Raw genomic sequence first — 23,446 nt, forward strand, 5'->3', positions numbered from 1 at the left:
ATGTTATGAACAAATTTTCCAGTATCTGGGTATTCAGTGATACCCCTTCTCGTCTGCCGGAACTGATGAAAGGTGCGCAGGCTTTAGGCGAAAAAGTTAACACGTTTGTGCTCAGCGATGCGGACAGCGCAACGGCATGTCATTTAGGCGCGGATCATGTCTGGCTGCTCAGCGGCAAACCAGAAGACCGTATGGTTGAAGACTACGCCGATGCGATGGCCGAAATCATTCGTCAGCACAGCGAGGGCGGCGCGGTGCTGCTGCCGAATACACGTCGGGGCAAGCTGTTAGCGGCAAAGCTGGGCTTTCGCTTGTCGGCTGCAGTCTCAAATGACGCCAGCGCAGTCGCGGTGCAGGATGGAAAAGCGGCGGTCAAACATATGGTTTACGGCGGTCTGGCGATGGGAGCAGAAACAATCGCTTCACCGTTTGCCGTGATCACTCTCAGTAGCGGAACGTTTGACGCGCAGCAACCGGATACCGCTCGCAGCGGCGAGGTGCACACCATCCAGTGGCAGGCTCCGGCCTTTGTCGTGACCCGTACGGCAACTCAGGAGCGTCAGAGCAACAGCGTCGATCTCGACAAAGCCCGTCTGGTGGTCAGCGTGGGACGCGGTATTGGTAGCAAAGAAAATATCTCGCTTGCCGAAGCGCTGTGCCAGACGATTGGCGCTGAGTTGGCCTGTTCCCGTCCGGTGGCGGAAAACGAGAAGTGGATGGAGCATGAACGCTACGTCGGCATCTCCAACCTGATGCTTAAGCCTGAACTGTATCTGGCCGTGGGGATCTCAGGGCAGATCCAACATATGGTCGGCGCCAACGGCGCACAGACGATTTTCGCCATCAACAAAGACAAAAATGCGCCGATTTTCCAATATGCAGATTATGGGATTGTTGGCGATGCGCTGAAGATCCTGCCTGCGCTGACGGCTGCCTTAGCGCGTTAAACCATTCGGGCAGGATGCGAAGGTATCCTGCCGCTGACAGGAGTACGTATGTCCGAAGATATCTTTGATGCCATCATCGTGGGTGCAGGTCTGGCTGGTTCGGTTGCAGCGCTGGTGCTGGCTCGGGAAGGTGCACAGGTGCTGGTTATCGAGCGCGGCAATTCTGCTGGCGCGAAGAATGTCACCGGTGGGCGCATGTATGCGCATAGCCTGGAGCGCATTATTCCCGGTTTTGCTGAGCAGGCTCCCATTGAACGCATAATCACCCACGAAAAGCTCGCCTTTATGACCGACAAAGGGGCGATGACCATCGACTATTGCAATGGTGAAGAGGCCGCATCGTCGCAGGTTTCTTATTCCGTCTTACGTAGCAAATTTGACGCCTGGCTGATGGAGCAGGCCGAAGAGGCGGGCGCTCAGCTCATCACCGGTATTCGCGTGGATAACGTTGTGCAGCGCGAGGGTAAAGTCGTGGGCGTGGAAGCCGACGGCGATATTCTGGAAGCCAAAGTGGTGATCCTCGCCGACGGGGTGAATTCTTTGTTGGCAGAAAAACTGGGCATGGCAAAGCGCGTCGAGGCATCGCATGTTGCCGTCGGCGTAAAAGAGCTGATCGAATTGCCAAAATCGGTGATTGAAGATCGTTTCCAGTTACAGGGGAACGAAGGCGCAGCCTGTTTGTTTGCCGGATCGCCAACCGATGGATTGATGGGCGGTGGTTTTCTCTATACGAATGAAACAACCCTTTCTCTGGGACTGGTCTGCGGTCTTCATCATCTGAAAGACGCTAAAAAATCGGTCCCGCAAATGCTGGAAGATTTCAAACAGCATCCGGCGGTTGCCCCGCTGATCGCCGGTGGCAAGCTGGTGGAATATGCCGCGCACGTCGTACCTGAAGCCGGTATGAATATGCAGCCTGAACTGGTGGGGGACGGTGTGCTGATTGCCGGTGACGCTGCCGGAATGTGTATGAACCTCGGCTTTACCATTCGCGGTATGGATCTCGCCATTTCCGCAGGCGAAGCGGCGGCGAAAACGGTGCTTTCAGCGATGAAGCGTGACGACTTTAGCAAGCAGTCGCTGGGTGAATACCGTCAGCATCTGGACGATGGCCCGATGCGCGATATGCGTATGTACCAGAAGCTTCCTGCTTTTCTTGATAACCCGCGCATGTTTACCGCCTATCCCGAAATGGCGGTCAGTATCGCACGCGACCTGTTCACCGTGGATGGTTCCGCCCCAGTGCCAATGCGTAAAAAAATCCTGCGCCATGCGAAGAAAGTGGGCTTCATCAACCTGATGAAAGATGGCCTGAAAGGAGTGACCGTATTATGACATCTCCCGTCAATGTGGACGTCAAACTGGGCGTCAATAAGTTCAATGTCGATGAAGACAGCCCGCATATCATTCTCAAAACCGATCCTGATAAACAGGCGCTGGAAGTGCTGATTAAGGCCTGTCCAGCAGGGCTGTATAAAAAACAGGACGACGGCAGCGTACGGTTTGATTACGCCGGGTGCCTGGAGTGCGGAACGTGCCGCATTCTCGGGCTCGATACAGCGCTGGAAAAGTGGGAATACCCGCGTGGGACATTTGGCGTGGAGTTTCGCTACGGTTAATAAGTACGAGGTTGTGCACCCGTAGGCCGGATAAGATGCGGTAGCGTCGCCATCCGGCAATCATGTGGCGCCAATGCCGGATGGCGGCGTAAATGCCTTATCCGGCCTACAGATGACGCTTTGCCCGTGTTGAAACAGGAAGTCGCTATGCAGCAGCCCAGGAACTTTGATGACATCAAATTTACCTCTATTCACCGCCGGATAATGCTGTGGGGAAGCGGTGGGCCGTTTCTGGATGGTTATGTGCTGGTGATGATTGGCGTGGCGCTGGAACAGCTCACGCCAGCATTGAAACTGGACGCACAGTGGATTGGTCTGCTGGGCGCCGGCACGCTCGCCGGTCTGTTTGTGGGGACGTCGCTGTTTGGCTACATTTCCGATAAGGTCGGGCGGCGCAAAATGTTCATCATCGATATTATCGCCATTGGCGTGATATCGGCAGCAACCATGTTTGTTTCCTCGCCCGTTGAATTGTTAGTGATGCGCGTGCTGATCGGCATTGTGATTGGTGCCGATTATCCGATTGCTACCTCGATGATTACCGAGTTCTCCAATACCCGCCAGCGCGCTTTCTCCATCGGTTTTATCGCCGCGATGTGGTATGTCGGCGCCACCTGTGCCGATCTGGTCGGTTACTGTTTGTATGATGTTGAGGGCGGATGGCGCTGGATGTTGGGCAGCGCGGTGATCCCCTGCATTTTGATCCTGATTGGGCGCTTCGATCTTCCTGAATCGCCGCGCTGGCTGCTGCGTAAAGGTCGGGTGAAAGAGTGTGAAGCGATGATGATCAAACTCTTCGGCGAACCGGTGGTGTTCGACGAAGAGGCGCCGCAGGAGACGCGTTTCCTTCAGTTGTTTAATCGTCGTCACTTTCCATTTGTCCTGTTTGTTGCCGCCATCTGGACCTGTCAGGTGATCCCGATGTTTGCTATTTATACTTTCGGCCCGCAGATTGTCGGCTTGCTGGGCCTTGGTGTTGGAAAAAGCGCCGCGTTGGGTAACGTGGTGATCAGCCTGTGCTTCATGCTGGGCTGTATTCCACCGATGTTCTGGCTCAATAGCGCGGGCCGTCGACCGCTGTTGATTGGCAGCTTTATTATGATGACGCTGGCGTTGGCCGTGCTGGGGCTAATCCCTGATATGGGCGCATGGCTGGTGGTGCTGGCGTTTGCCGTATACGCGTTTTTCTCAGGGGGACCCGGGAACCTGCAGTGGCTATACCCTAACGAACTGTTCCCCACCGATATTCGTGCCTCTGCCGTCGGCGTGATTATGTCCTTAAGCCGTATTGGCACTATTGTTTCAACCTGGGCACTGCCGATCTTCATCACGAAATATGGGATTAATTCCGTGATGTTAATGGGGGCAGGGATTTCATTGATTGGTCTGTTGGTTTCTATTGCCTTCGCCCCGGAAACGCGAGGTCTGACGCTGGCGCAAACCAGCCAAATGACGATTCGCAGAAAACCGATGTCCAGAGCGAGCGGTTAAGAGTGTTCTGTATTTTCCCTGCAACTCAGTCAGTTAGCCTACAGTTAACGGGCATATCACTGAAAATGACTGAAAAGCAGGGAGAACACCATGCAAAAACATATTCTGATCACCTCCATTTTTACCGCCGCAGCGCTGTTTACCGTTGCCGGTTGCTCTTCTAATCAGGCGGTTAAAACGACCGACGGCAAAACCATCGTCACCGATGGCAAACCGCAAGTGGATGAAGATACGGGCCTGGTCTCGTACAAAAATGCGCAAACGGGTAAGACGGAACAAATTAACCGCGATCAGGTTAAGGATATGAGCGAACTGGACAACTAGTTCAGTTTTCTCCATTCAGCCACTCAATAATATTGACTGTTAGCCTGTGGATTAAGTGACTAAACTCACTGTTATTACAATAATGCAGTGACACAGGCTAATCATGATTCTCATCATTTATGCGCATCCCTATCCGCAGCATTCGCATGCGAATAAGCGGATGCTTGAGCAGGTAAGGACACTGGAAGGGGTGGAGGTTCGTTCGCTCTATGAACTCTATCCCGATTTCAATATCGATATCGCCGCAGAACAGGACGCGCTGTCACGTGCGAGCCTGATTATCTGGCAACATCCCATGCAATGGTACAGCACTCCTCCGTTACTCAAATTGTGGATGGATAAGGTCCTCTCCCACGGCTGGGCGTATGGTCACGGCGGTACCGCGCTGCATGGCAAACACCTGATGTGGGCAGTAACCACCGGTGGCGGTGAAAACCACTTTGATATCGGTTCCCACCCCGGGTTTGACGTGCTTTCCCAGCCTTTACAGGCAACAGCGCTCTATTGCGGCCTCAAATGGCTACCGCCGTTTGCGATGCACTGTACGTTTATCTGTGATGACGAAACGCTGCAGGCGCAGGCGCGTCACTACAAACAGCGTCTGATGGAATGGCAGGAGGCACACCATGGATAGCCATACGCTGATACAGGCGCTGATTTATCTCGGATCGGCGGCGCTGATAGTCCCCATTGCCGTGCGGCTGGGGTTAGGGTCGGTGCTGGGCTATCTCATCGCCGGATGCATTATCGGACCCTGGGGTCTGAGGCTGGTGACGGACGCCGAATCTATCCTGCATTTTGCGGAAATCGGTGTGGTGCTGATGCTGTTTGTCATTGGTCTGGAGCTGGATCCGCAACGTTTGTGGAAATTGCGGGCCTCGGTGTTCGGCGGCGGTGCATTGCAGATGGTGGTTTGCGGCGGTTTGATTGGCCTGTTCTGTATGTTCCTCGGCCTGCGCTGGCAGGTGGCGGAGCTGATCGGCATGACGCTGGCGCTTTCCTCGACGGCCATCGCGATGCAGGCGATGAATGAACGCAACCTGATGGTGTCGCAACTGGGGCGTAGCGCATTTGCCGTGCTGCTGTTCCAGGATATCGCCGCTATTCCATTGGTGGCGATGATCCCATTGCTGGCGGCGAGCGGTGCATCGACTACGCTTGGGGCATTTGCATTGTCTGCCCTGAAGGTAGCGGGCGCACTGGTATTGGTGGTGGTGTTGGGGCGTTATGTCACCCGTCCTGCCTTACGTTTTGTTGCGCGCTCGGGCCTGCGGGAAGTGTTCAGCGCCGTCGCGCTGTTCCTCGTTTTCGGTTTTGGTCTGCTGTTGGAAGAGGTTGGCCTGTCGATGGCTATGGGGGCGTTTCTGGCTGGCGTGCTGCTGGCGAGCTCTGAGTATCGCCACGCGCTGGAAAGTGATATTGAGCCGTTTAAGGGGCTGCTGCTGGGGCTGTTCTTCATCGGTGTGGGGATGTCTATCGACTTCGGTACGCTGATTGATAATCCTTTGCGTATTATCATTCTGCTGGTTGGTTTCCTGGTGATTAAAACCGTCATGCTGTGGCTGATAGCGAAACCCTTACAGGTGCCGAACAAGCAGCGTCGCTGGTTTGCCGTATTACTTGGGCAGGGCAGTGAGTTTGCCTTCGTGGTGTTTGGCGCGGCGCAAATGGCGAACGTGCTTGACCCTGACTGGGCGAAATCGCTGACGCTGGCGGTCGCGCTGTCGATGGCGGCGACGCCGATTTTACTGGTGATTCTTACGCGTCTGGAAAAATCGGCGACCGGTGAAGCGCGGGAAGCGGATGAAATCGATGAGGAGCAACCGCGGGTGATCATCGCTGGATTTGGGCGATTTGGCCAGATAACCGGTCGTCTGTTGTTGTCGAGCGGGGTCAAAATGGTGGTTCTTGATCATGACCCGGACCATATCGAAACGCTGCGTAAATTCGGCATGAAGGTTTTCTATGGCGATGCGACCCGGATGGATCTGCTGGAGTCAGCCGGAGCAGCCAAAGCGGAAGTGATCATTAATGCCATTGACGATCCGCAAACCAGCCTGCAACTGACCGAAATGGTGAAAGAACATTTCCCGCATTTACAAATTATTGCCCGTGCGCGCGACGTGGATCATTACATCCGTCTACGCCAGGCAGGCGTGGATATGCCGGAACGCGAAACCTTTGAAGGTGCACTGAAGACCGGACGTCTGGCGTTGGAGGGGCTCGGGCTTGGGCGCTATGAAGCGCGTGAGCGGGCCGATGTCTTCCGGCGCTTCAATATATTGATGGTTGAGGAGATGGTGAAAGGTGAAGATGACGCGATTTCGCGTGCGGCTGTTTATAAGCGCACCAGCGCAATGCTGAGTGAAATTATTGCCGAAGATCGTCAACATTTATCGTTGATTCAACGCCATGGCTGGCAAGGCACGGATGAAGGTAAACATACGGGCGACGTCGCCGATGAGCCGGAAGTGAAACCGTCAGCATAGGGTAAAAAATGTGATGTTCTGCAAACTTTACTGCTAATTGGCTGTTTTTGAACTACTGTAATGCTGGCGTACCACCTTAAATAGGTCGGTTCGCCAGCAGAACGGAAAATTTTCCTGTTCATCCTCTTTCCGCCAGTCGACGAAAGATTGCGCTTTCCGTATAGTGGCGACAATTTTTTTGTATCCGGGAAATATTCAATGATCAGTCTGATTGCGGCGTTAGCGGTAGATCGCGTCATCGGTATGGAGAACGCCATGCCGTGGAACCTCCCTGCCGATCTCGCCTGGTTTAAACGTAATACCTTAAACAAGCCGGTTGTCATGGGACGCCACACCTGGGAATCCATCGGGCGACCGCTGCCGGGGCGTAAAAATATCGTCATCAGCAGCAAACCCGGCACCGACGATCGCGTGCAGTGGGTGAAATCTGTTGATGAAGCCATTGCGGCCTGCGGCGATGAGCCAGAAATTATGGTGATTGGCGGTGGGCGTGTGTATGAGCAGTTCCTGCCGAAAGCGCAGAAGCTGTATCTGACGCACATTGATGCGGAAGTCGAAGGGGATACGCATTTCCCGGACTACGAACCGGATGACTGGGAGTCTGTTTTCAGTGAGTTCCATGATGCCGACGCGCAAAACTCTCACAGCTACTGCTTCGAGATTCTGGAGCGTCGTTAATCCTGTAAGTGCCGGATGGCTGCGAAACGCCTTATCAGGCCTACTCTTGTGCCAAGTGTAGGCCTGATAAGCGTAGCACCCTCAGGCATAAACCTCTCAGCAGACGACTATCAGGCGTTGACCGCCTCGCCGGGATCCAGATTCAGATGGCGATTTGATGGCTGCACAAAGTACTGTTTGTCTTCCCAGCGCAGACAGGTGAGATCGCCTCCCCAGCAACACCCCGTATCCAGCGCGTAAATACCTTCTGGTGTGCCTTTGCCTTCCAGCGATGCCCAGTGCCCGAATGCAATGCTGTACGCTTCACTGACAGGTCCAGGAATGGCAAACCACGGCTTCAGCGGGGCAGGTGCGTCTTCTGGTGACTCTTTGCTGTACATATCCAACTGACCATTGGGGAAGCAGTAACGCATGCGGGTAAACGCGTTGGTAATAAAACGCAGGCGCGCCAGCCCCGTCAGCTCCGGGGTCCAGTTGTTCGGCATGTCGCCATACATCGCATCAAGAAAAAACGGATACGAGTCGCTCGACAGCACGGCTTCTACGTCCCGTGCGCAGTCTTTCGCGGTCTGCAAATCCCATTGAGGGGTAATGCCAGCGTGCGCCATGACCAGTTTTTTCTCTTCGTCTACCTGCAGCAGCGGTTGACGGCGGAGCCAGTTGAGTAATTCGTCGGCATCAGGTGCTTCGAGCAGCGATGTGACCCTGTCTTTAGGTTTATTACGACTGATGCCGGCAAACACGGCCAGCAGGTGTAAATCGTGATTACCCAATACTAACCGCACGCTGTCGCCCAGTGATTTCACGTAGCGCAAAACGTCCAGCGAACCCGGCCCACGCGCGACCAAATCGCCGGTGAGCCATAGGGTGTCTTTTCCAGGGGTAAAGTCTACCTGATGCAGCAAGGCTACCAGTTCATCGTAACAACCGTGAACGTCGCCAATAAGGTATGTCGCCATAGAAATTGTTTTAATGAATGAGTGTTGGAACGGCAAGTCGGAATACGGGAATGTCGATGGTAAAGGCGATGCCCTGCTCATCGATCATTTCGTAATGACCCTGCATGGTGCCCAGTGGCGTTTCAATAACGGCGCCGCTGGTGTACTGGTACTCTTCGCCAGGTTCGATATGGGGCTGAACGCCAACCACACCTTCACCCTGAACTTCGGTTTCGCGCCCATGACCATTGGTTATCAACCAATAACGCCCCAACAGCTGCACTGGCGCTCGCCCCAAATTGCGGATAGTCACGGTATAAGCAAAAACGTAACGTTCATCATCAGGTGAGGATTGCGCCTCAATGTAGACGCTTTGTACCTGAATACACACTCGGGGCGAATTGATCATGCTTAACTCTCCTTCGAAGGCGCGTTTTCTGACAGATAGTTAGCCATCCGGCAGTATTGCGCGACAGAGATATTTTCCGCTCGCATTGCCGGGTCAATGCCCAACTCTGTCAGCACTTCAACGCTGAACAGATTACCGAGGCTGTTACGTACCGTTTTACGGCGCTGATTAAACGCTTCGGTGGTAATGCGGCTCAGGACGCGAACATCTTTAACCGGGTACGGCATCGTCGCGTGAGGGACCAGGCGTACAACGGCGGAATCTACTTTCGGTGCTGGTGTGAAAGCCGACGGTGGAACTTCGAGCACCGGGATCACATTGCAGTAATATTGCGCCATGACACTTAATCGACCATACGCTTTACTGTTTGGCCCTGCAACCAGACGATTGACCACCTCTTTTTGCAACATGAAATGCATGTCGGCAATGGCATCAGTATAGGTAAAAAGATGGAACATCAGCGGCGTGGAGATGTTGTACGGCAGGTTGCCAAATACGCGCAGCGGCTGACCCATCGTTTGTGAAAGCTCACCGAAGTTCATGGTCATGGCATCTTGCTGATAAATCGTCAGCTTCGGCCCTAAAAACGGGTGCGTTTGCAGGCGTGCGGCGAGATCGCGGTCCAGCTCAATGACCGTGAGCTTGTCCAGACGTTCGCCTACAGGTTCGGTCAATGCAGCCAGGCCCGGGCCGATTTCGACCATGGCCTGACCTTTCTGCGGGTTGATAGCAGAGACAATACTTTCGATCACAAACTGATCGTTGAGGAAGTTTTGCCCGAAACGTTTACGGGCTAAATGGCCCTGATGGACTCGATTATTCATTGGTATTAACAATCATTTTGATGGCGAGATTAAGCGCCGTAATAAAACTGCCGACATCTGCTTGTCCACGTCCCGCAAGTTCAAGCGCGGTACCGTGATCGACGGATGTGCGAATAAAGGGCAGGCCCAGCGTGATATTCACACCGCGACCAAATCCCTGGTATTTTAGCACGGGGAGGCCCTGATCGTGGTACATTGCCAGCACGGCATCCGCGTGGTCGAGATATTTAGGCTGAAACAGCGTATCTGCGGGCAGTGGACCGTTTAATTTCATCCCCTGCGCACGCAGTTCATCCAGTACCGGGATGATGGTGTCTATCTCTTCCGTTCCCATATGACCGCCTTCACCGGCATGCGGGTTAAGGCCGCACACCAGAATACGCGGATCGTTCAGGCCAAACTTAGTGCGTAGATCATGATGCAGAATACCGATCACTTCTCGCAATAATGCCGGGGTAATGGCTTCAGCAACGGCTTTAAGCGGCAGATGTGTGGTCGCCAGGGCAACACGCAGCTCTTCGGTTGCCAGCATCATGACAACCTTCTTCGCCTGTGAACGCTCTTCAAAAAACTCGGTATGCCCGGTAAACGGGACGCCAGCGTCGTTGATGACGCCCTTGTGAACCGGACCGGTAATCAGCGCCGCAAACTCACCTTGCAGACAACCATCGCAGGCGCGAGCCAGCGTGTCGACTACATATTGCCCATTCTCTACCGCCAGTTGGCCCGCGACGACAGGCGCGCGCAACGCAACCGGCAATAGCGTCAGCGTACCCGCTGATTGTGGTTGGGCTGGGATATCTGGAGAGTAGGGAAGGAGCGAGAGCGGTAAACCGAGCATGGCTGCCCGGTCACGGAGTAGCGTGGCATCAGCACAAACAACGAGTTCTACCGGCCACTCGCGCTGTGCAAGCTGGATCACAAGGTCCGGACCAATCCCGGCAGGTTCGCCGGGAGTGATCACAACACGTTGAATTTGAGTCATTAGTTGCTCAGAATTTTAACGTACGCACTGGCGCGCTGTTCCTGCATCCAGGTCGCTGCTTCTTCCGAGAATTTACGATTCATCAGCATGCGATAAGCTCTGTCTTTCTGTGCCGCGTCAGTTTTATCAACATTACGCGTATCCAGCAGCTCGATAAGATGCCAGCCGAATGAGGAGTGCACCGGGGTGCTCATCTGGCCTTTATGAAGTTTAGTCAGCGCATCGCGGAAAGCCGGATCGAAAATATCGGCTGCAGCCCAACCCAGGTCACCGCCCTGGTTGGCAGACCCCGGATCCTGAGAAAACTCTTTAGCCGCTGCCGCAAAGGTGGTTTTACCGCTCTTAATATCAGCTGCGATTTGTTCCAGTTTCAGACGCGCCTGTTGATCGGTCATGATCGGCGACGGTTTCAGCAGAATATGGCGGGCATGAACTTCAGTCACGGAGATGCTCTGGCTTTGACCACGCATGTCGTTGACTTTCAGGATATGGAAGCCGACACCAGAGCGAATTGGGCCAATGATATCGCCTTTTTTCGCGGTGCTTAACGCCTGGGCGAAGATGCCCGGCAGTTCCTGAATGCGTCCCCAACCCATCTGGCCGCCTTTCAGCGCCTGCTGATCGGCAGAATAAGTGATGGCCAGTTTACCGAAATCGCTACCATTACGTGCTTCATCAACCACTGAACGCGCCTGACTTTCCGCTTCGTTTACCTGATCGGAAGTTGGGTTTTCCGGCAGTGGGATCAGAATGTGGCTCAGGTTCAGCTCAGTGCTGGCATCATTTTGGTTGCCGACTTGCTGCGCCAGGGCATCAACTTCCTGTGGCAGGATCGTGACGCGACGGCGAACTTCATTATTACGCACTTCAGAGATGGTCATCTCTTTACGGATCTGGTTGCGATAGGTCGAATAACTCAGACCATCCTGAGCCAGACGGCTGCGCATTTGATCCAGCGTCATATTGTTCTGCTTGGCAATATTGGCGATGGCCTGATCTAACTGTTCATCAGAGATTTTTACGCCCATCTTCTGACCCATCTGCAGAACGATTTGATCCATGATCAAACGCTCCAGGATCTGATGACGCAGCGTGGCATCGTCCGGTAATTGCTGACCTGCCTGACCCGCATTCAGTTTTACTGACTGCATTAAGCCATCGACGTCGCTTTCCAGAACGACGCCGTTATTGACGACGGCTGCGACTTTATCGACTACCTGTGGGGCAGCGAAACTGGTATTCGCGACCATGGCGATACCGAGAAGCAGCGTTTTCCAGTTCTTCATACTTTTTCCATTATCAATTAACCGCAATGCGGATTACGTTGTAAATCAATCAGATCATAAAGAGCTTTGATACGGCAAAATGTTCGAACGCAGCATCTGGTTGGTGCCAAGACCATAGTTAGAGCTCAGGCCGCGCAGTTCGATATTAAAGCCGATCGAGTTGTCATATACCGCGTGTTTCTGGGTGTCATCCCAACCATTCAGCTTACGTTCATAGCCGACGCGAATGGCATAACAGCAGGAGTTGTACTGTAAGCCCAGCATGGAATCCGCCACTTTGTTCACATTGGTATCGAAGTAGTAAGCTCCGACGATTGACCAACGCTCAGCGATCGGCACGCTCGCCACTGCACCCACCTGAGAAATCCCGTTTTTATACTGATCTGCCGTAGAGTAATACGACGGCAGTGTTGCCTGGATATATTCCGGGCTGGCATAGCGGTAGTTCAACTGCAGCATGCGGTTTTCGTCGCGACGGTACTCGATGCTGCTGCTGCTGGTGGCGACACTGTCCAGACGCGTGTCGTACTGGATCCCACCGCGTAAACCCCAACGATCGGAGATGCGCCAGTAAGTATCACCTGCCCATACCAATGAACCGGTTTTGTCGTCATTCTCCCATTTTATGTTGTCATCGCCAGTGCGAGACTCGGTGAAATAGTAGATTTGACCCACAGAAATATTAAAACGTTCAACGGCCGCGTCATCATAAACGCGAGATGTGACGCCAGTCGTTACCTGGTTAGCGGAGGCAATACGGTCCAGACCGCCATAGGTACGGTCACGGAACAGGCCACTGTAGTCAGCTTGCAGCAGGGAAGAGTCATAGTTATAGATATGACTTTGGTTGCGATAAGGCACATACAAATACTGCGCACGCGGCTCCAGCGTCTGGGTATAGCCCGGCGCCAGCATTTCCATGTCACGTTCGAATACCAACTTACCGTCGACTTTGAACTGCGGCATGACGCGGTTAGCGGAGTCGTCGAGCTTATTTACGTTACCCTGATTGTTGTTGTACCAGTCCAGATTGGTCTGCTGGTAGTGCGTCGCCATCAGCTTCGCTTCAGTGTTGATACTTCCCCACTGATTGGATAGCGGCAGATTGATGGTCGGCTCAAGGTGAACACGCGTCGCTTCCGGCATGTCGTCATTGGTATTGACGAAATGCACCGCCTGTCCATAAATACGGGTATCAAATGGACCGACGTCATTCTGATAGAAGTTGACGTCTAACTGTGGCTGAGCGGAATAACTGCTGTTGTTCTGATCGTCAAAGACCTGGAACTGTTTAGTTGAGACCGTCGCATCAAAGTTTTGCACCGCATAGCCGACACTGAATTTCTGTGTCGCATAACCGTCGGTGCTGGAACCGTACTTATTGTCAAAATCATTAAAGTAGCTGGAGTCGCTGACTTTGGTGTAGTCGACGTTGAAACGCCACACCTGGTCCATCACACCGGCGTGTTGCCAGTAAAACAGCCAGCGGCGTGAATTATCATCATTCGGATGTTCGTCGTCGTAGACCCGGTCGGAATTCAGATAATCGAGTTCCATCAGACCTGCGCCCGCTTGGGTCAGGTAACGGAATTCGTTTTCCCACATAATGCCGCCACGGCGATGCATATAATGCGGCGTAATGGTGGCGTCCATGTTGGGCGCGATATTCCAGTAATACGGCAGGTAGAACTCAAAATAGTTCTTGGTGGAGTATTTTGCGTTCGGGATCAAGAAACCGGAACGGCGTTTATCGCCGACTGGGAGTTGTAAATAGGGGCTGTAAAACACAGGAACCGGGCCCAGCTTAAAACGGGCGTTCCAGATTTCAGCGACCTGTTCTTCACGGTCATGGATCACTTCGCTACCGACGACGCTCCAGGTATTGGAACCCGGAAGACAGGAGGTAAAACTGCCGTTTTCCAGAATGGTATAGCGATTCTCACCGCGCTGTTTCATCAGGTCCGCTTTCCCGCGCCCCTGGCGTCCCACCATCTGGTAGTCACCTTCCCAGACGTTGGTGTCTTTCGTATTCAGGTTTGCCCAACCCTTTGGTCCCTTCAGAATGACCTGGTTGTCATCATAATGGACGTTGCCCAACGCATCGACGGTACGAACGGTAGCGGGTTGACCTTCGGCCTGCTTTTGATGAAGCTGCACTTCATCGGCTTGTAGGCGGCTGTTACCCTGCGCAATATCCACGTTGCCGGTAAACACGGCGTCATCAGGGTAGTTCCCTTTCGCGTGATCGGCATTGATGGTGACAGGTAACTCATTGGTATCGCCCTGCACCAGAGGACGGTTGTAGCTTGGCACGCCCAACATGCACTGTGAGGCGAGATCGGCTGCCAGACCCTGTTGGCTATAAAGGGCGCTGGCAATCATGGTGGTCAGAAGAGTGGGAATACGTTTTTTCATACGTTGTATTTATTGTTCCATCATCAGTAGCGTCGCGCGTGACAAACGGTCACAGCCTAACTTATCTCATCTTCACTGCGCTAGTGTTAATCCTGCCGATTAAGGCTCCGTGGTGTTAGGCACGGCATTGAATGACAGGTATGATAATGCAAATTATAGGCGATGTCCCACAATTGACCGCTGCCGTAAATCGGTAAAAGCACCTTATATTGTGGGACATAGCCTGGCTGAGAGCAGAAAGATTTGGGGAGTCTATGCAGTATTGGGGAAAGATAATTGGCGTAGCCGTGGCTTTAATGATGGGCGGCGGCTTCTGGGGTGTGGTTCTGGGCCTGTTAGTGGGGCACATGTTCGACAAAGCCCGTATGCGCAAAATGGCGTGGTTTGCCAACCAACGTGAACGCCAGGCGCTGTTTTTTGCGACCACTTTTGAGGTAATGGGGCATCTGACCAAATCCAAAGGCCGCGTCACGGAAGCCGATATTCATATCGCCAGCCAATTGATGGACCGCATGAATTTGCACGGTGATTCGCGTACGGCCGCGCAGCATGCTTTCCGGGTGGGAAAATCAGACAATTACCCATTACGTGAAAAAATGCGTCAGTTTCGCAGCGTCTGTTTTGGTCGATTCGATCTGATCCGCATGTTCCTGGAGATTCAGATTCAGGCGGCATTTGCCGATGGGTCATTGCACCCTAACGAGCGTGAAGTGCTGTATGTGATTGCTGAAGAGTTGGGGATCTCACGGACCCAATTTGATCAGTTCCTGCGTATGATGCAGGGCGGCGCGCAGTTTGGCGGCGGATATCAGCAGCAGTCCGGCGGCGGTGGCTGGCAGCAGGCGCAACGCGGCCCGACGCTGGAAGACGCCTGCAATGTGCTGGGTGTGAAAGCGACCGATGATGCGACCACCATTAAGCGCGCCTACCGTAAGCTGATGAGCGAGCACCACCCCGACAAGCTGGTTGCGAAAGGCCTGCCGCCAGAAATGATGGAAATGGCTAAGCAAAAAGCGCAGGAAATTCAAAAGGCTTACGAGTTAATTAAAGAACAGAAAGGCTTCAAGTAAATATACACGGCATCCTTCAGGCTGCCTCTTTGTTGGCTGCACTGTGAAACCCCAGTCACATAGTTATCTATGCTCCTGGGGATTTCTTCGTTTGCCGCCACGATGCATCTCGAATGATTTGTGTCTATAACCCGAGACACAAAGTAAAAATGAAATGTGTCACAGCAACGTTTTAAAAATCCGCCGGGACTTTAAACGTCATACTGTTGCCGTATTCGGGATGGGTGATGGTTAACATCTCTGCATGCAGCAACAGGCGCGGCGCCAACGCCAGCGCTTCCGGCGGCGCATAGAAGCGGTCGCCCAGGATTGGATGCCCTAAAGCCAGCATATGTACACGCAACTGGTGGGAGCGTCCGGTAATGGGTTTGAGCACCACCCGGGCGGTGTTATCCGCCGCGAACTCCACCACCTCATACTCAGTTTGCGCTGATTTCCCGGTCTCATAACACACTTTTTGCTTTGGCCGATTCGGCCAGTCGCAAATCAGCGGCAAATCAACCAGTCCCTCGGCAGGTGCGGGATGTCCCCACACCCGTGCCACGTACTGTTTCTTCGGCTCGCGTTCGCGAAACTGGCGTTTTAGCTCACGCTCTGCCGCTTTGGTTAGCGCGACTACAATCACGCCGCTGGTGGCCATATCCAGACGATGTACGGATTCAGCCTGCGGATAGTCGCGCTGAATACGCGTCATCACGCTGTCTTTGTGTTCATCCAGACGACCCGGCACGGACAACAAGCCGCTCGGCTTGTTGACCACCATAATATGCTCATCCTGATACAGGATAACCAGCCAGGGTTCCTGCGGCGGATTGTAGTTTTCCATCCCCATGTATGGCTCCGTTACTGATGCGTCACGACGATCAGGCGCAGGGCATCAAGACGCCATCCCGCCTGATCCAAGCTTTCCATCACCTGCTGGCGGTTGCTTTCAATTGCGCTGAGTTCGTCATCACGGATGTTCGGGTTAACGGCACGTAGCGCTTCCAGACGGGACAGTTCCGCAGTCAGTTTTTCGTCCGCTTCTTTACGCGCCGCGTCGATCAGCGCGCGAGCCGATTTTTCCACCTGCGCTTCACCCAGTTGCAGAATGGCATGAACGTCCTGCTGCACGGCGTTGACCAGTTTACTGCCGGTGTGGCGGTTAACAGCGCTGAGCTGGCGGTTAAAGGTTTCGAATTCAACCTGTGCGGCAAGGTTATTGCCGTTTTTATCCAGCAGCATACGTACCGGCGTTGGCGGCAGGAAGCGGTTCAACTGCAGCTGTTTCGGCGCTTGCGCTTCAACCACATACACCAGCTCAACCAGCAGAGTGCCGACCGGTAATGCTTTGTTTTTCAACAACGAAATGGTGCTGCTACCGGTGTCGCCGGAGAGGATAAGATCCAGACCATTACGGATTAACGGATGCTCCCAGGTAATAAACTGCGCATCTTCACGCGACAAGGCGACATCACGTTCAAACGTAATGGTGCAGCCATCTTCCGGCAGCCCAGGGAAATCAGGCACCAGCATATGATCGGACGGGGTCAGCACGATCAGATTGTCGCCACGGTCATCCTGATTAATACCAACGATATCAAACAGGTTCATGGCGAAGGCGATCAGGCTGGTATCGTCGTCCTGCTCTTCAATGCTCTCAGCCAGTGCCAGCGCTTTTTCACCGCCGTTAGAGTGGATCTCCAGCAGACGATCGCGACCTTGCTCCAGCTGTGCTTTCAGCGCGTCATGCTGTTCGCGGCAGGTTTTGATCAGATCGTCAAAGCCATCGGTATTTTCTGGTTCAGCCAGGTAGCCGATCAGATTGTTATATACCGTGTCATAGATGGTACGGCCGGTTGGGCAGGTGTGTTCGAACGCATCCAGACCTTCGTGGTACCAGCGCACCAGCACGGATTGCGCGGTTTTTTCCAGGTACGGGACATGAATCTGAATATCATGCGCCTGACCAATACGGTCCAGACGACCAATACGCTGTTCCAGCAGGTCCGGGTTGAACGGCAGGTCAAACATCACCAGATTGCTGGCGAACTGGAAGTTGCGCCCTTCGGAGCCGATTTCAGAACATAGCATTACCTGAGCGCCGCTATCTTCTTCGCTAAACCAGGCTGCGGCGCGGTCACGCTCAATGATCGACATCCCTTCATGGAACACGGCAGCGCGGATACCTTCGCGCTCGCGCAGAACCTGCTCCAGTTGAAGCGCGGTGGTGGCTTTTGCACAGATAACCAGTACTTTTTGCGAGCGGTGGCTGGTCAGATAGCCCATCAGCCATTCCACGCGCGGGTCAAAGTTCCACCAGGTACCGGTATCGCCTTCGAATTCCTGATAAATCTGTTCCGGGTAGAGCATGTCGCGCGCCCGGTCTTCCGCACTCTTACGCGCGCCCATAATGCCGGAAACTTTAATCGCCGTCTGGTATTGGGTTGGCAGCGGTAGCTTGATGGTATGCAGTTCGCGTTTCGGGAAGCCTTTCACGCCGTTACGGGTGTTGCGAAACAGCACGCGGCTGGTGCCGTGTCTGTCCATCAGCATTGAAACCAGCTCCTGACGCGCGCTCTGGGCATCTTCGCTGTCGCTGTTTGCCGCCTGCAATAACGGTTCAATGTCCTGTTCGCCAATCATGTCACCTAACATGTTCAGCTCATTGTTGCTCAGTTTGTTGCCAGCCAGCAGCATGGCGACGGCATCGGCGACCGGACGGTAATTTTTCTGTTCTTCAACAAACTGGGCGAAATCGTGGAAGCGGCTGGGGTCCAGCAGGCGCAGGCGCGCAAAGTGGCTTTCCAGACCCAGCTGTTCCGGTGTAGCGGTTAGCAGCAGGATGCCCGGTACGCGTTCTGCCAGTTGTTCAACGGCCATATATTCACGGCTGGGCGCGTCTTCGCTCCACACCAGGTGATGCGCTTCATCGACAATCAGCAGATCCCATTCGGCGTCACACAGATGCTCCAGGCGCTGTTTACTGCGACGGGCAAAGTCCAGCGAACAGATAACCAGTTGTTCGGTTTCAAACGGGTTGTAGGCATCGTGCTGCGCTTCTGCATAACGCTCATCATCAAACAGCGCAAAACGCAGGTTGAAGCGACGCAGCATTTCGACCAGCCACTGGTGCTGTAACGTCTCCGGGACGATGATCAGTACGCGCTCTGCGGCGCCTGACAGCAGCTGTTGATGCAGGATCATCCCGGCTTCAATGGTTTTACCTAAACCCACTTCGTCTGCCAGCAATACGCGAGGGGCATGACGACGGCCGACGTCATGGGCAATGTTGAGCTGGTGGGGGATCAGGCTGGTACGTTGACCACGCAAACCACTCCACGGCATACGGTACTGCTCGCTCTGAAATTTACGTGCGCGATAGCGCAGCGCAAAGCGATCCATACGGTCAATCTGGCCGGCAAACAGGCGATCTTGTGGTTTGCTGAATACCAGCTTGCTGTCGAGCAGCACTTCACGCAGCGTTACACCGGTTTCTTCGGTATCAAGGCGGGTTCCGATATAGGCAAGCAGGCCGTTTTCTTCTTTTACTTCATCGACATGCAGTTGCCAGCCTTCATGGCTCGTTATCGTATCACCAGGATTGAACATCACGCGGGTCACGGGGGAATCACTGCGCGCATACAGACGGCTTTCACCCGTCGAAGAGAAAAGTAAAGTGACGGTTCGCGCATCCATGGCGACAACGGTACCAAGTCCCAATTCGCTTTCTGTATCGCTGATCCAGCGTTGACCAAGTGTAAAAGGCATATATGTTCGGCTCTATATCTTTAGTTGCAGGCAATACTCACCCTCTGCCAGAGTAAAGTGGCAGCAAGTGTATTGGGGTCCAGGAATGGAAAGGGCGCTATGGTACTGGATGGCGACGGTTTCGTCACGCGTCAAAATAACCCCAGTTGCCCTGTGAGTAGTGTAGCAAAGTTATCATCGATAAAGGGAAGTATTCCCTCGGCTACGGGCTGGATCTGCCGGGTCAAATAGTGCTCGTAGTCAAGGGCTGAAAGCTGATAATCCACGGGTTCTGGACCATTTATCGTCCAGACATATTTAATGGTGCCGCGATTCTGATACTGCGGCGGACGTCCCAGCTTTACATTTTGCTCATCGGCGAGGCGCGCGGCGCGCACGTGTGGTGGCACATTGCGCTGGTATTCGCTTAACGGGCGACGCAGGCGTTTGCGATACACCAGTTGATCGTCCAGTTCACCCGCCATCAGACGGTCGATAGTCTCGCGAACAAACTCCTGATAAGGTTCGTTACGAAAAATTCGCAGGTATAGCTCCTGCTGAAACTGTTGGGCCAGTGGCGTCCAGTCGGTTCTTACCGTTTCCAGGCCCTTAAACACCATGCGTTGCTCTGTACCTTCCTGAATCATCCCGGCGTAGCGCTTTTTACTGCCGGTATCTGCACCGCGAATGGTCGGCATCAGAAATCGACAAAAGTGGGTTTCAAATTCCAGCTCCAGCGCGCTGGTCAGGTTTTGTTGCTTCAGGGACTGCGCCCACCAGTCGTTGACATAGCTCACCAGCTCACGGCCAATCCGGGCGGCATCATCTTCTGAGTGCGCCTTTTTCAGCCAGACAAAGGTCGAGTCGGTATCGCCATAGATAACGTCGTAACCCTGAGCTTCAATCAGTGCTTTGGTCTGACGCATGATCGCGTGGCCACGCATGGTGATCGACGAAGCCAGCCTCGGGTCGAAAAAGCGGCAGGCGGTGGTTCCCAGCACGCCGTAAAACGCGTTCATGATGATTTTCAGCGCCTGCGAGAGCGGTTTATTCCCGTGGCGTTTTGCTTCATCGCGCCCGTGCCAGATCCGGGTCACGATTTCCGGTAGGCAGTGCTTTTCACGTGAGAACCAGGCGTCAAGGAACCCTTCGGTACTGTGCTCCTGATCCGGATGCGCCATCCCTTCGATAAGCCCCACCGGATCGATCAAGAAGGTACGAATAATTGACGGGTACAGGCTTTTGTAATCCAACACCAGCACGGAGTCATACAGACCCGGACGTGAGTCCATCACGTAGCCGCCGGGGCTGGCGTGCGCGGGGACTTCACCCAGGTTCGGTGCCACATAACCCGTCCGGTGCATGCGCGGCAGGTAGAGGTGTCCGAAGGCGGCAACTGAACCACCGTGCCGGTCGACCGGCAGACCGTTGACCGTCGATCGTTCCAGCAGAAATGGCATGATCTCGGTTTTATGAAAAATACGCGTGACCAGTTCACAGTCTTTGAGATTGTAGGTAGCGAGCGCGGGCTTATCCTGGGCAAACCGGCGATCGATTTCGTCCATCCTGTCCCAGGGATTATCAATTGACTTCCCTTCGCCCAGTAGCTCCTGCGACACCGTTTCCAGCGAGAACGATGAGAAATTCCAGAATGCGGATTTGAGCGCCTCAATGCCGTCGATAATCAGGCGACCTTTAGCCTGCGCGAAGAACACGCCGTTTTTGAAGCCATGCTCGCGCCACTCCAGCTCGCTATTGTCACGACCAAAACGCAGGGGAATGCGGTAACGTTCGGCGTGCTTTTGCAGGACGCGTAAATCGAATTGCACGACGTTCCAGCCGATTATCACATCAGGATCGTGACGGGCAATCCAGTCGTTGAGTTTTTCCAGCAACAGCGGACGGCTTGCGACGTACTCAAGTTCAAAATCCAGCCGGGAGGCATCCCCGTTTGCCGGGCCGAGCATATAGACAATACGCTGCCCACAGCCCTCAAGACCGATGCAGTAGAGTTCGCCGTGGCGCGTGGTTTCGATATCCAGCGATACCCATTTTAGCGGTGGCCGATAGTCAGGGTTCGGCTTCAGGCGGGCATTAACCAGCATGTCGTCATGTCTGTCGCCTTCGACCCAAACAGGGGAGGTGATAAAGCGCTCCATCAGATACCGCTCCGGCGGCCGTACGTCAGCTTCGTAGACGGTGACTGCGTTTTCGCGCAGCAGTTTTTCCAGCCGCATGAGCTGGCGATGTGAGCGGCAATACAGGCCGGAAACGGGCTGGCGGTGGAAGTCTTGCAACTGAAGCGGCGTCAGGCGATAGCCGTTTTCAGTGCGTAATAATGACGTGACGCGAGGGACCTGACTGGTGGGAATAAACGCGACTGACTCCTGAGGCGCGAGCGTGACCTGCAGCGGGCCATCGTCTGTTGCCAGCCAGAATGAAACCTCTGTCCCCTGCGGGGTATCCCTCCAGTGCCGGGTTAAAATAAATCCTGCCTGCGCCACGCTGCGTATCCATCAAAAAACCAGACATTATTATAGCCTGGTTTACATGATTGTACTGTTATTTTGTACAGGTATGAGGCGTAAGACGCGGTATCCGCTGGAGTAAAAAGCGTCTCTGAGTAAAAAATGTGTTGTGTCAGCCTGGGTTATCTTCGCATTTAATATATGAATGTCGTGCCTAAGACGCGTTGCAGTAAACTATTTTATTTGTGTGGCTGTTGTTTTAAATGGAAACTGTCCATCTGGGTTATTGATTAGTATTATTAAGTCCATTATCGGATGTTTGCTATTTTTCAGATTTGTGCTTATTTATTTTTGCTACATCTTTCTCGGATTCAGGAAAAGTTACTTTTTTCATTTGTGTTTATTAATGGTTGATGTAAAGATTTTATTCGAATCATCCGGATATGAGTTTGAAATATAATATATATTTAATCGTGTTTATTGCCGAATAGAAACGGATTTTCAGTTCGAATTCGTCGGGAGTCTCTCTGTATAATTTGGTTTTTATCTCGGGATATGATTTTATTCTCAGCTTGCTGTTCGGGTGCTTCTTAATACATATCCGGGAAAATGATGAAATGGAGTTTTTATGAATGTCTATACTCAGGCGATTTTGCCTGGATACCAGTATTATCTATTTGTTAACACTCAACTTTAAAACCCATCAATCAAAACTGTGAGCAAATATATTGAGTACAAAACATGGACCGGACAAATTTGGCGGGCTGAAATAATTGAAAGTGGAAACGCTTTTTTTCACTGGCAGGGGCATGACAGAAGAAATGGTCATCGTGATACGGTAATTAATTATTTGTTGCGTGGGCAGAAATGGCAGTCAACGATAACAGATTATATTTTCTTCCATTCTCTGGAAGGAGAGGAAATTCATGGGAATTATGATAATGTGATTGAGTATGTTTGTTCTAATAACTGTGTTTATCAAAGTGCTTTTGCTGAATATATAGCCGAGTAGAAATAAAGCGCGTGACGACTAAAACGCGCTTATATCAAGGTTACTGTCCGTAGTAGGCTTTTGCACCGTGTTTGCGGAGGTAGTGTTTATCTAACAGGGTTTGTTGCATATCCGGCAATTGCGGTGCGAGCTGGCGGCAGAAGATCCCCATATAGGCCACTTCTTCCAGCACGATAGCGTTGTGTACAGCATCTTCGGCATCTTTTCCCCAGGCAAACGGACCGTGAGAGTGCACCAGCACGCCAGGCATCTGTGCGGCGTCAATACCTTGTTTCTCAAAGGTTTCAACGATCACATTGCCGGTTTCCCATTCATATTCGCCGTTGATTTCTTCCTCGGTCATTTTCCGTGTGCAGGGAATCGTGCCGTAGAAATAGTCCGCATGAGTGGTTCCCGTGGCGGGAATAGACTGCCCCGCCTGCGCCCAGATGGTTGCATGACGGGAATGGGTGTGAACAATGCCGCCAATGGTCGGGAATGCCTGATACAGCAGACGGTGCGTTGGGGTATCGGAGGAGGGTTTTTTATTGCCTTCCACCACTTCACCGGTTGCAAGGCTCACCACCACCATATCGTCCGCCGTCATCACCGCGTAATCCACGCCGGAGGGTTTAATCACAAATACGCCTTTGTCGCGATCAACGGCGCTGACGTTCCCCCAGGTCAGGGTCACGAGGTTATGTTTCGGCAACGCCAGATTAGCTTCCAGCACCTGACGTTTAAGATCTTCTAACATTATTGTCTCCCTGCCGGATGGCGCTT

General features: G+C 53.2%; 19 protein-coding genes and 1 pseudogene. 10 read left to right on the forward strand and 10 right to left on the reverse strand.

Going from position 1 to position 23,446, the window contains the following annotated elements; all coding sequences use genetic code 11:
• Nucleotides 1–5 precede the first annotated feature (5 nt).
• The 8 genes from EHN13_RS17860 (at nucleotide 6) to folA (ending at nucleotide 7,548) form a co-directional block, all read left to right on the forward strand.
• On the forward strand, nucleotides 6–947 hold the full coding sequence (locus EHN13_RS17860; RefSeq protein ID WP_124021832.1) for an electron transfer flavoprotein subunit alpha/FixB family protein: 942 nt from the start codon (nucleotides 6–8) through the stop codon (nucleotides 945–947).
• A gap of 48 nt (nucleotides 948–995) precedes the next feature.
• Nucleotides 996–2,282, forward strand: coding sequence for an FAD-dependent oxidoreductase (locus EHN13_RS17865; protein WP_003018887.1), 1,287 nt, complete (start codon nucleotides 996–998; stop codon nucleotides 2,280–2,282).
• Complete coding sequence (gene fixX / locus EHN13_RS17870; protein WP_000203736.1) at nucleotides 2,279–2,566, forward strand: ferredoxin-like protein FixX; 288 nt, start codon at nucleotides 2,279–2,281, stop codon at nucleotides 2,564–2,566. The genes EHN13_RS17865 and fixX overlap by 4 nt, the downstream gene beginning before the upstream one ends.
• A 147-nt stretch (nucleotides 2,567–2,713) precedes the next feature.
• Nucleotides 2,714–4,057 (forward strand): MFS transporter, encoded by a 1,344-nt coding sequence (locus tag EHN13_RS17875; protein WP_061067218.1) that lies wholly within the window; start codon nucleotides 2,714–2,716, stop codon nucleotides 4,055–4,057.
• Nucleotides 4,058–4,147: 90 nt separating this feature from the next.
• Nucleotides 4,148–4,381 carry a YgdI/YgdR family lipoprotein gene (locus tag EHN13_RS17880; RefSeq protein WP_040230165.1) on the forward strand — a complete coding sequence of 78 codons (234 nt, stop codon included), beginning with the start codon at nucleotides 4,148–4,150 and terminating at the stop codon, nucleotides 4,379–4,381.
• Nucleotides 4,382–4,484: 103 nt separating this feature from the next.
• Entirely contained in the window at nucleotides 4,485–5,015 is a 531-nt protein-coding gene (kefF, locus tag EHN13_RS17885; protein WP_124021833.1) for a glutathione-regulated potassium-efflux system oxidoreductase KefF, read from the forward strand.
• Nucleotides 5,008–6,870: a glutathione-regulated potassium-efflux system protein KefC gene (kefC, locus tag EHN13_RS17890; protein WP_124021834.1), complete on the forward strand. Its 1,863-nt coding sequence runs from the start codon at nucleotides 5,008–5,010 to the stop codon at nucleotides 6,868–6,870. The genes kefF and kefC overlap by 8 nt, the downstream gene beginning before the upstream one ends.
• Nucleotides 6,871–7,068: 198 nt before the next feature.
• Nucleotides 7,069–7,548 (forward strand): type 3 dihydrofolate reductase, encoded by a 480-nt coding sequence (gene folA / locus EHN13_RS17895; RefSeq protein WP_003018873.1) that lies wholly within the window; start codon nucleotides 7,069–7,071, stop codon nucleotides 7,546–7,548.
• Nucleotides 7,549–7,658: 110 nt separating this feature from the next.
• Here folA and apaH read toward each other — a convergent pair whose 3' ends face one another.
• Genes apaH through lptD form a run of 6 tightly spaced genes read right to left on the reverse strand, consistent with a single transcriptional unit; the run spans nucleotide 7,659 to nucleotide 14,405 of the window.
• A complete protein-coding gene (gene apaH / locus EHN13_RS17900; RefSeq protein WP_048212724.1) occupies nucleotides 7,659–8,507 on the reverse strand; it encodes a bis(5'-nucleosyl)-tetraphosphatase (symmetrical) ApaH in 849 nt (282 codons plus the stop codon).
• Nucleotides 8,508–8,517: 10 nt separating this feature from the next.
• A complete protein-coding gene (gene apaG, locus EHN13_RS17905) occupies nucleotides 8,518–8,895 on the reverse strand; it encodes a Co2+/Mg2+ efflux protein ApaG (protein WP_003018867.1) in 378 nt (125 codons plus the stop codon).
• A gap of 2 nt (nucleotides 8,896–8,897) precedes the next feature.
• Complete coding sequence (gene rsmA / locus EHN13_RS17910) at nucleotides 8,898–9,719, reverse strand: 16S rRNA (adenine(1518)-N(6)/adenine(1519)-N(6))-dimethyltransferase RsmA (protein ID WP_048212723.1); 822 nt, start codon at nucleotides 9,717–9,719, stop codon at nucleotides 8,898–8,900.
• The gene (pdxA, locus tag EHN13_RS17915) at nucleotides 9,712–10,704 is read right to left on the reverse strand and encodes a 4-hydroxythreonine-4-phosphate dehydrogenase PdxA (protein ID WP_121584186.1); all 993 of its coding nucleotides are present in this window, start codon (nucleotides 10,702–10,704) and stop codon (nucleotides 9,712–9,714) included. The genes rsmA and pdxA overlap by 8 nt, the downstream gene beginning before the upstream one ends.
• Entirely contained in the window at nucleotides 10,704–11,990 is a 1,287-nt protein-coding gene (surA, locus tag EHN13_RS17920; protein ID WP_048212721.1) for a peptidylprolyl isomerase SurA, read from the reverse strand. The genes pdxA and surA overlap by 1 nt, the downstream gene beginning before the upstream one ends.
• A gap of 54 nt (nucleotides 11,991–12,044) precedes the next feature.
• Nucleotides 12,045–14,405, reverse strand: a complete 2,361-nt coding sequence (gene lptD / locus EHN13_RS17925) for an LPS assembly protein LptD (RefSeq protein WP_124021835.1) — start codon at nucleotides 14,403–14,405, stop codon at nucleotides 12,045–12,047.
• Between the two features lie 254 nt (nucleotides 14,406–14,659).
• On the opposite strand from lptD, the gene djlA reads away from it, so the two are divergent.
• Nucleotides 14,660–15,475 (forward strand): co-chaperone DjlA, encoded by an 816-nt coding sequence (gene djlA, locus EHN13_RS17930; protein WP_005124510.1) that lies wholly within the window; start codon nucleotides 14,660–14,662, stop codon nucleotides 15,473–15,475.
• Nucleotides 15,476–15,647: 172 nt separating this feature from the next.
• Here the strand turns inward: djlA and rluA are convergent, their stop codons facing one another.
• The 3 genes from rluA to polB form a co-directional block, all read right to left on the reverse strand.
• On the reverse strand, nucleotides 15,648–16,307 hold the full coding sequence (gene rluA, locus EHN13_RS17935; protein ID WP_003018849.1) for a bifunctional tRNA pseudouridine(32) synthase/23S rRNA pseudouridine(746) synthase RluA: 660 nt from the start codon (nucleotides 16,305–16,307) through the stop codon (nucleotides 15,648–15,650).
• 11 nt (nucleotides 16,308–16,318) lie between these two features.
• Nucleotides 16,319–19,225, reverse strand: coding sequence for an RNA polymerase-associated protein RapA (rapA, locus tag EHN13_RS17940; protein ID WP_124021836.1), 2,907 nt, complete (start codon nucleotides 19,223–19,225; stop codon nucleotides 16,319–16,321).
• Between the two features lie 131 nt (nucleotides 19,226–19,356).
• Nucleotides 19,357–21,708 (reverse strand): DNA polymerase II, encoded by a 2,352-nt coding sequence (polB, locus tag EHN13_RS17945; RefSeq protein ID WP_101741369.1) that lies wholly within the window; start codon nucleotides 21,706–21,708, stop codon nucleotides 19,357–19,359.
• A gap of 592 nt (nucleotides 21,709–22,300) precedes the next feature.
• Between polB and EHN13_RS17950 the strand changes: the two are divergent.
• Nucleotides 22,301–22,684, forward strand: a pseudogene (locus tag EHN13_RS17950) (DUF4751 family protein).
• Nucleotides 22,685–22,724: 40 nt separating this feature from the next.
• Here EHN13_RS17950 and araD read toward each other — a convergent pair.
• Nucleotides 22,725–23,420, reverse strand: coding sequence for an L-ribulose-5-phosphate 4-epimerase (gene araD / locus EHN13_RS17955; protein ID WP_124021837.1), 696 nt, complete (start codon nucleotides 23,418–23,420; stop codon nucleotides 22,725–22,727).
• Between the last annotated feature and the right edge of the window lie 26 nt (nucleotides 23,421–23,446).

The organism is Citrobacter youngae, assembly GCF_003818115.1.
Lineage (GTDB): Bacteria > Pseudomonadota > Gammaproteobacteria > Enterobacterales > Enterobacteriaceae > Citrobacter > Citrobacter youngae.

Excerpts from the sequence above, each read along its gene's own strand:
- pdxA (WP_121584186.1), bottom strand. The coding sequence starts at position 10,704 with ATGACTCAAATTCAACGTGTTGTGATCACTCCCGGCGAACCTGCCGGG.
- EHN13_RS17880 (WP_040230165.1), top strand. The coding sequence starts at position 4,148 with ATGCAAAAACATATTCTGATCACCTCCATTTTTACCGCCGCAGCGCTG.
- lptD (WP_124021835.1), bottom strand. The coding sequence starts at position 14,405 with ATGAAAAAACGTATTCCCACTCTTCTGACCACCATGATTGCCAGCGCC.
- kefF (WP_124021833.1), top strand. The coding sequence starts at position 4,485 with ATGATTCTCATCATTTATGCGCATCCCTATCCGCAGCATTCGCATGCG.
- kefC (WP_124021834.1), top strand. The coding sequence starts at position 5,008 with ATGGATAGCCATACGCTGATACAGGCGCTGATTTATCTCGGATCGGCG.
- EHN13_RS17865 (WP_003018887.1), top strand. The coding sequence starts at position 996 with ATGTCCGAAGATATCTTTGATGCCATCATCGTGGGTGCAGGTCTGGCT.
- folA (WP_003018873.1), top strand. The coding sequence starts at position 7,069 with ATGATCAGTCTGATTGCGGCGTTAGCGGTAGATCGCGTCATCGGTATG.
- djlA (WP_005124510.1), top strand. The coding sequence starts at position 14,660 with ATGCAGTATTGGGGAAAGATAATTGGCGTAGCCGTGGCTTTAATGATG.
- apaH (WP_048212724.1), bottom strand. The coding sequence starts at position 8,507 with ATGGCGACATACCTTATTGGCGACGTTCACGGTTGTTACGATGAACTG.
- rsmA (WP_048212723.1), bottom strand. The coding sequence starts at position 9,719 with ATGAATAATCGAGTCCATCAGGGCCATTTAGCCCGTAAACGTTTCGGG.
- fixX (WP_000203736.1), top strand. The coding sequence starts at position 2,279 with ATGACATCTCCCGTCAATGTGGACGTCAAACTGGGCGTCAATAAGTTC.
- rluA (WP_003018849.1), bottom strand. The coding sequence starts at position 16,307 with ATGGGGATGGAAAACTACAATCCGCCGCAGGAACCCTGGCTGGTTATC.
- apaG (WP_003018867.1), bottom strand. The coding sequence starts at position 8,895 with ATGATCAATTCGCCCCGAGTGTGTATTCAGGTACAAAGCGTCTACATT.
- EHN13_RS17875 (WP_061067218.1), top strand. The coding sequence starts at position 2,714 with ATGCAGCAGCCCAGGAACTTTGATGACATCAAATTTACCTCTATTCAC.
- araD (WP_124021837.1), bottom strand. The coding sequence starts at position 23,420 with ATGTTAGAAGATCTTAAACGTCAGGTGCTGGAAGCTAATCTGGCGTTG.
- EHN13_RS17860 (WP_124021832.1), top strand. The coding sequence starts at position 6 with ATGAACAAATTTTCCAGTATCTGGGTATTCAGTGATACCCCTTCTCGT.
- surA (WP_048212721.1), bottom strand. The coding sequence starts at position 11,990 with ATGAAGAACTGGAAAACGCTGCTTCTCGGTATCGCCATGGTCGCGAAT.
- rapA (WP_124021836.1), bottom strand. The coding sequence starts at position 19,225 with ATGCCTTTTACACTTGGTCAACGCTGGATCAGCGATACAGAAAGCGAA.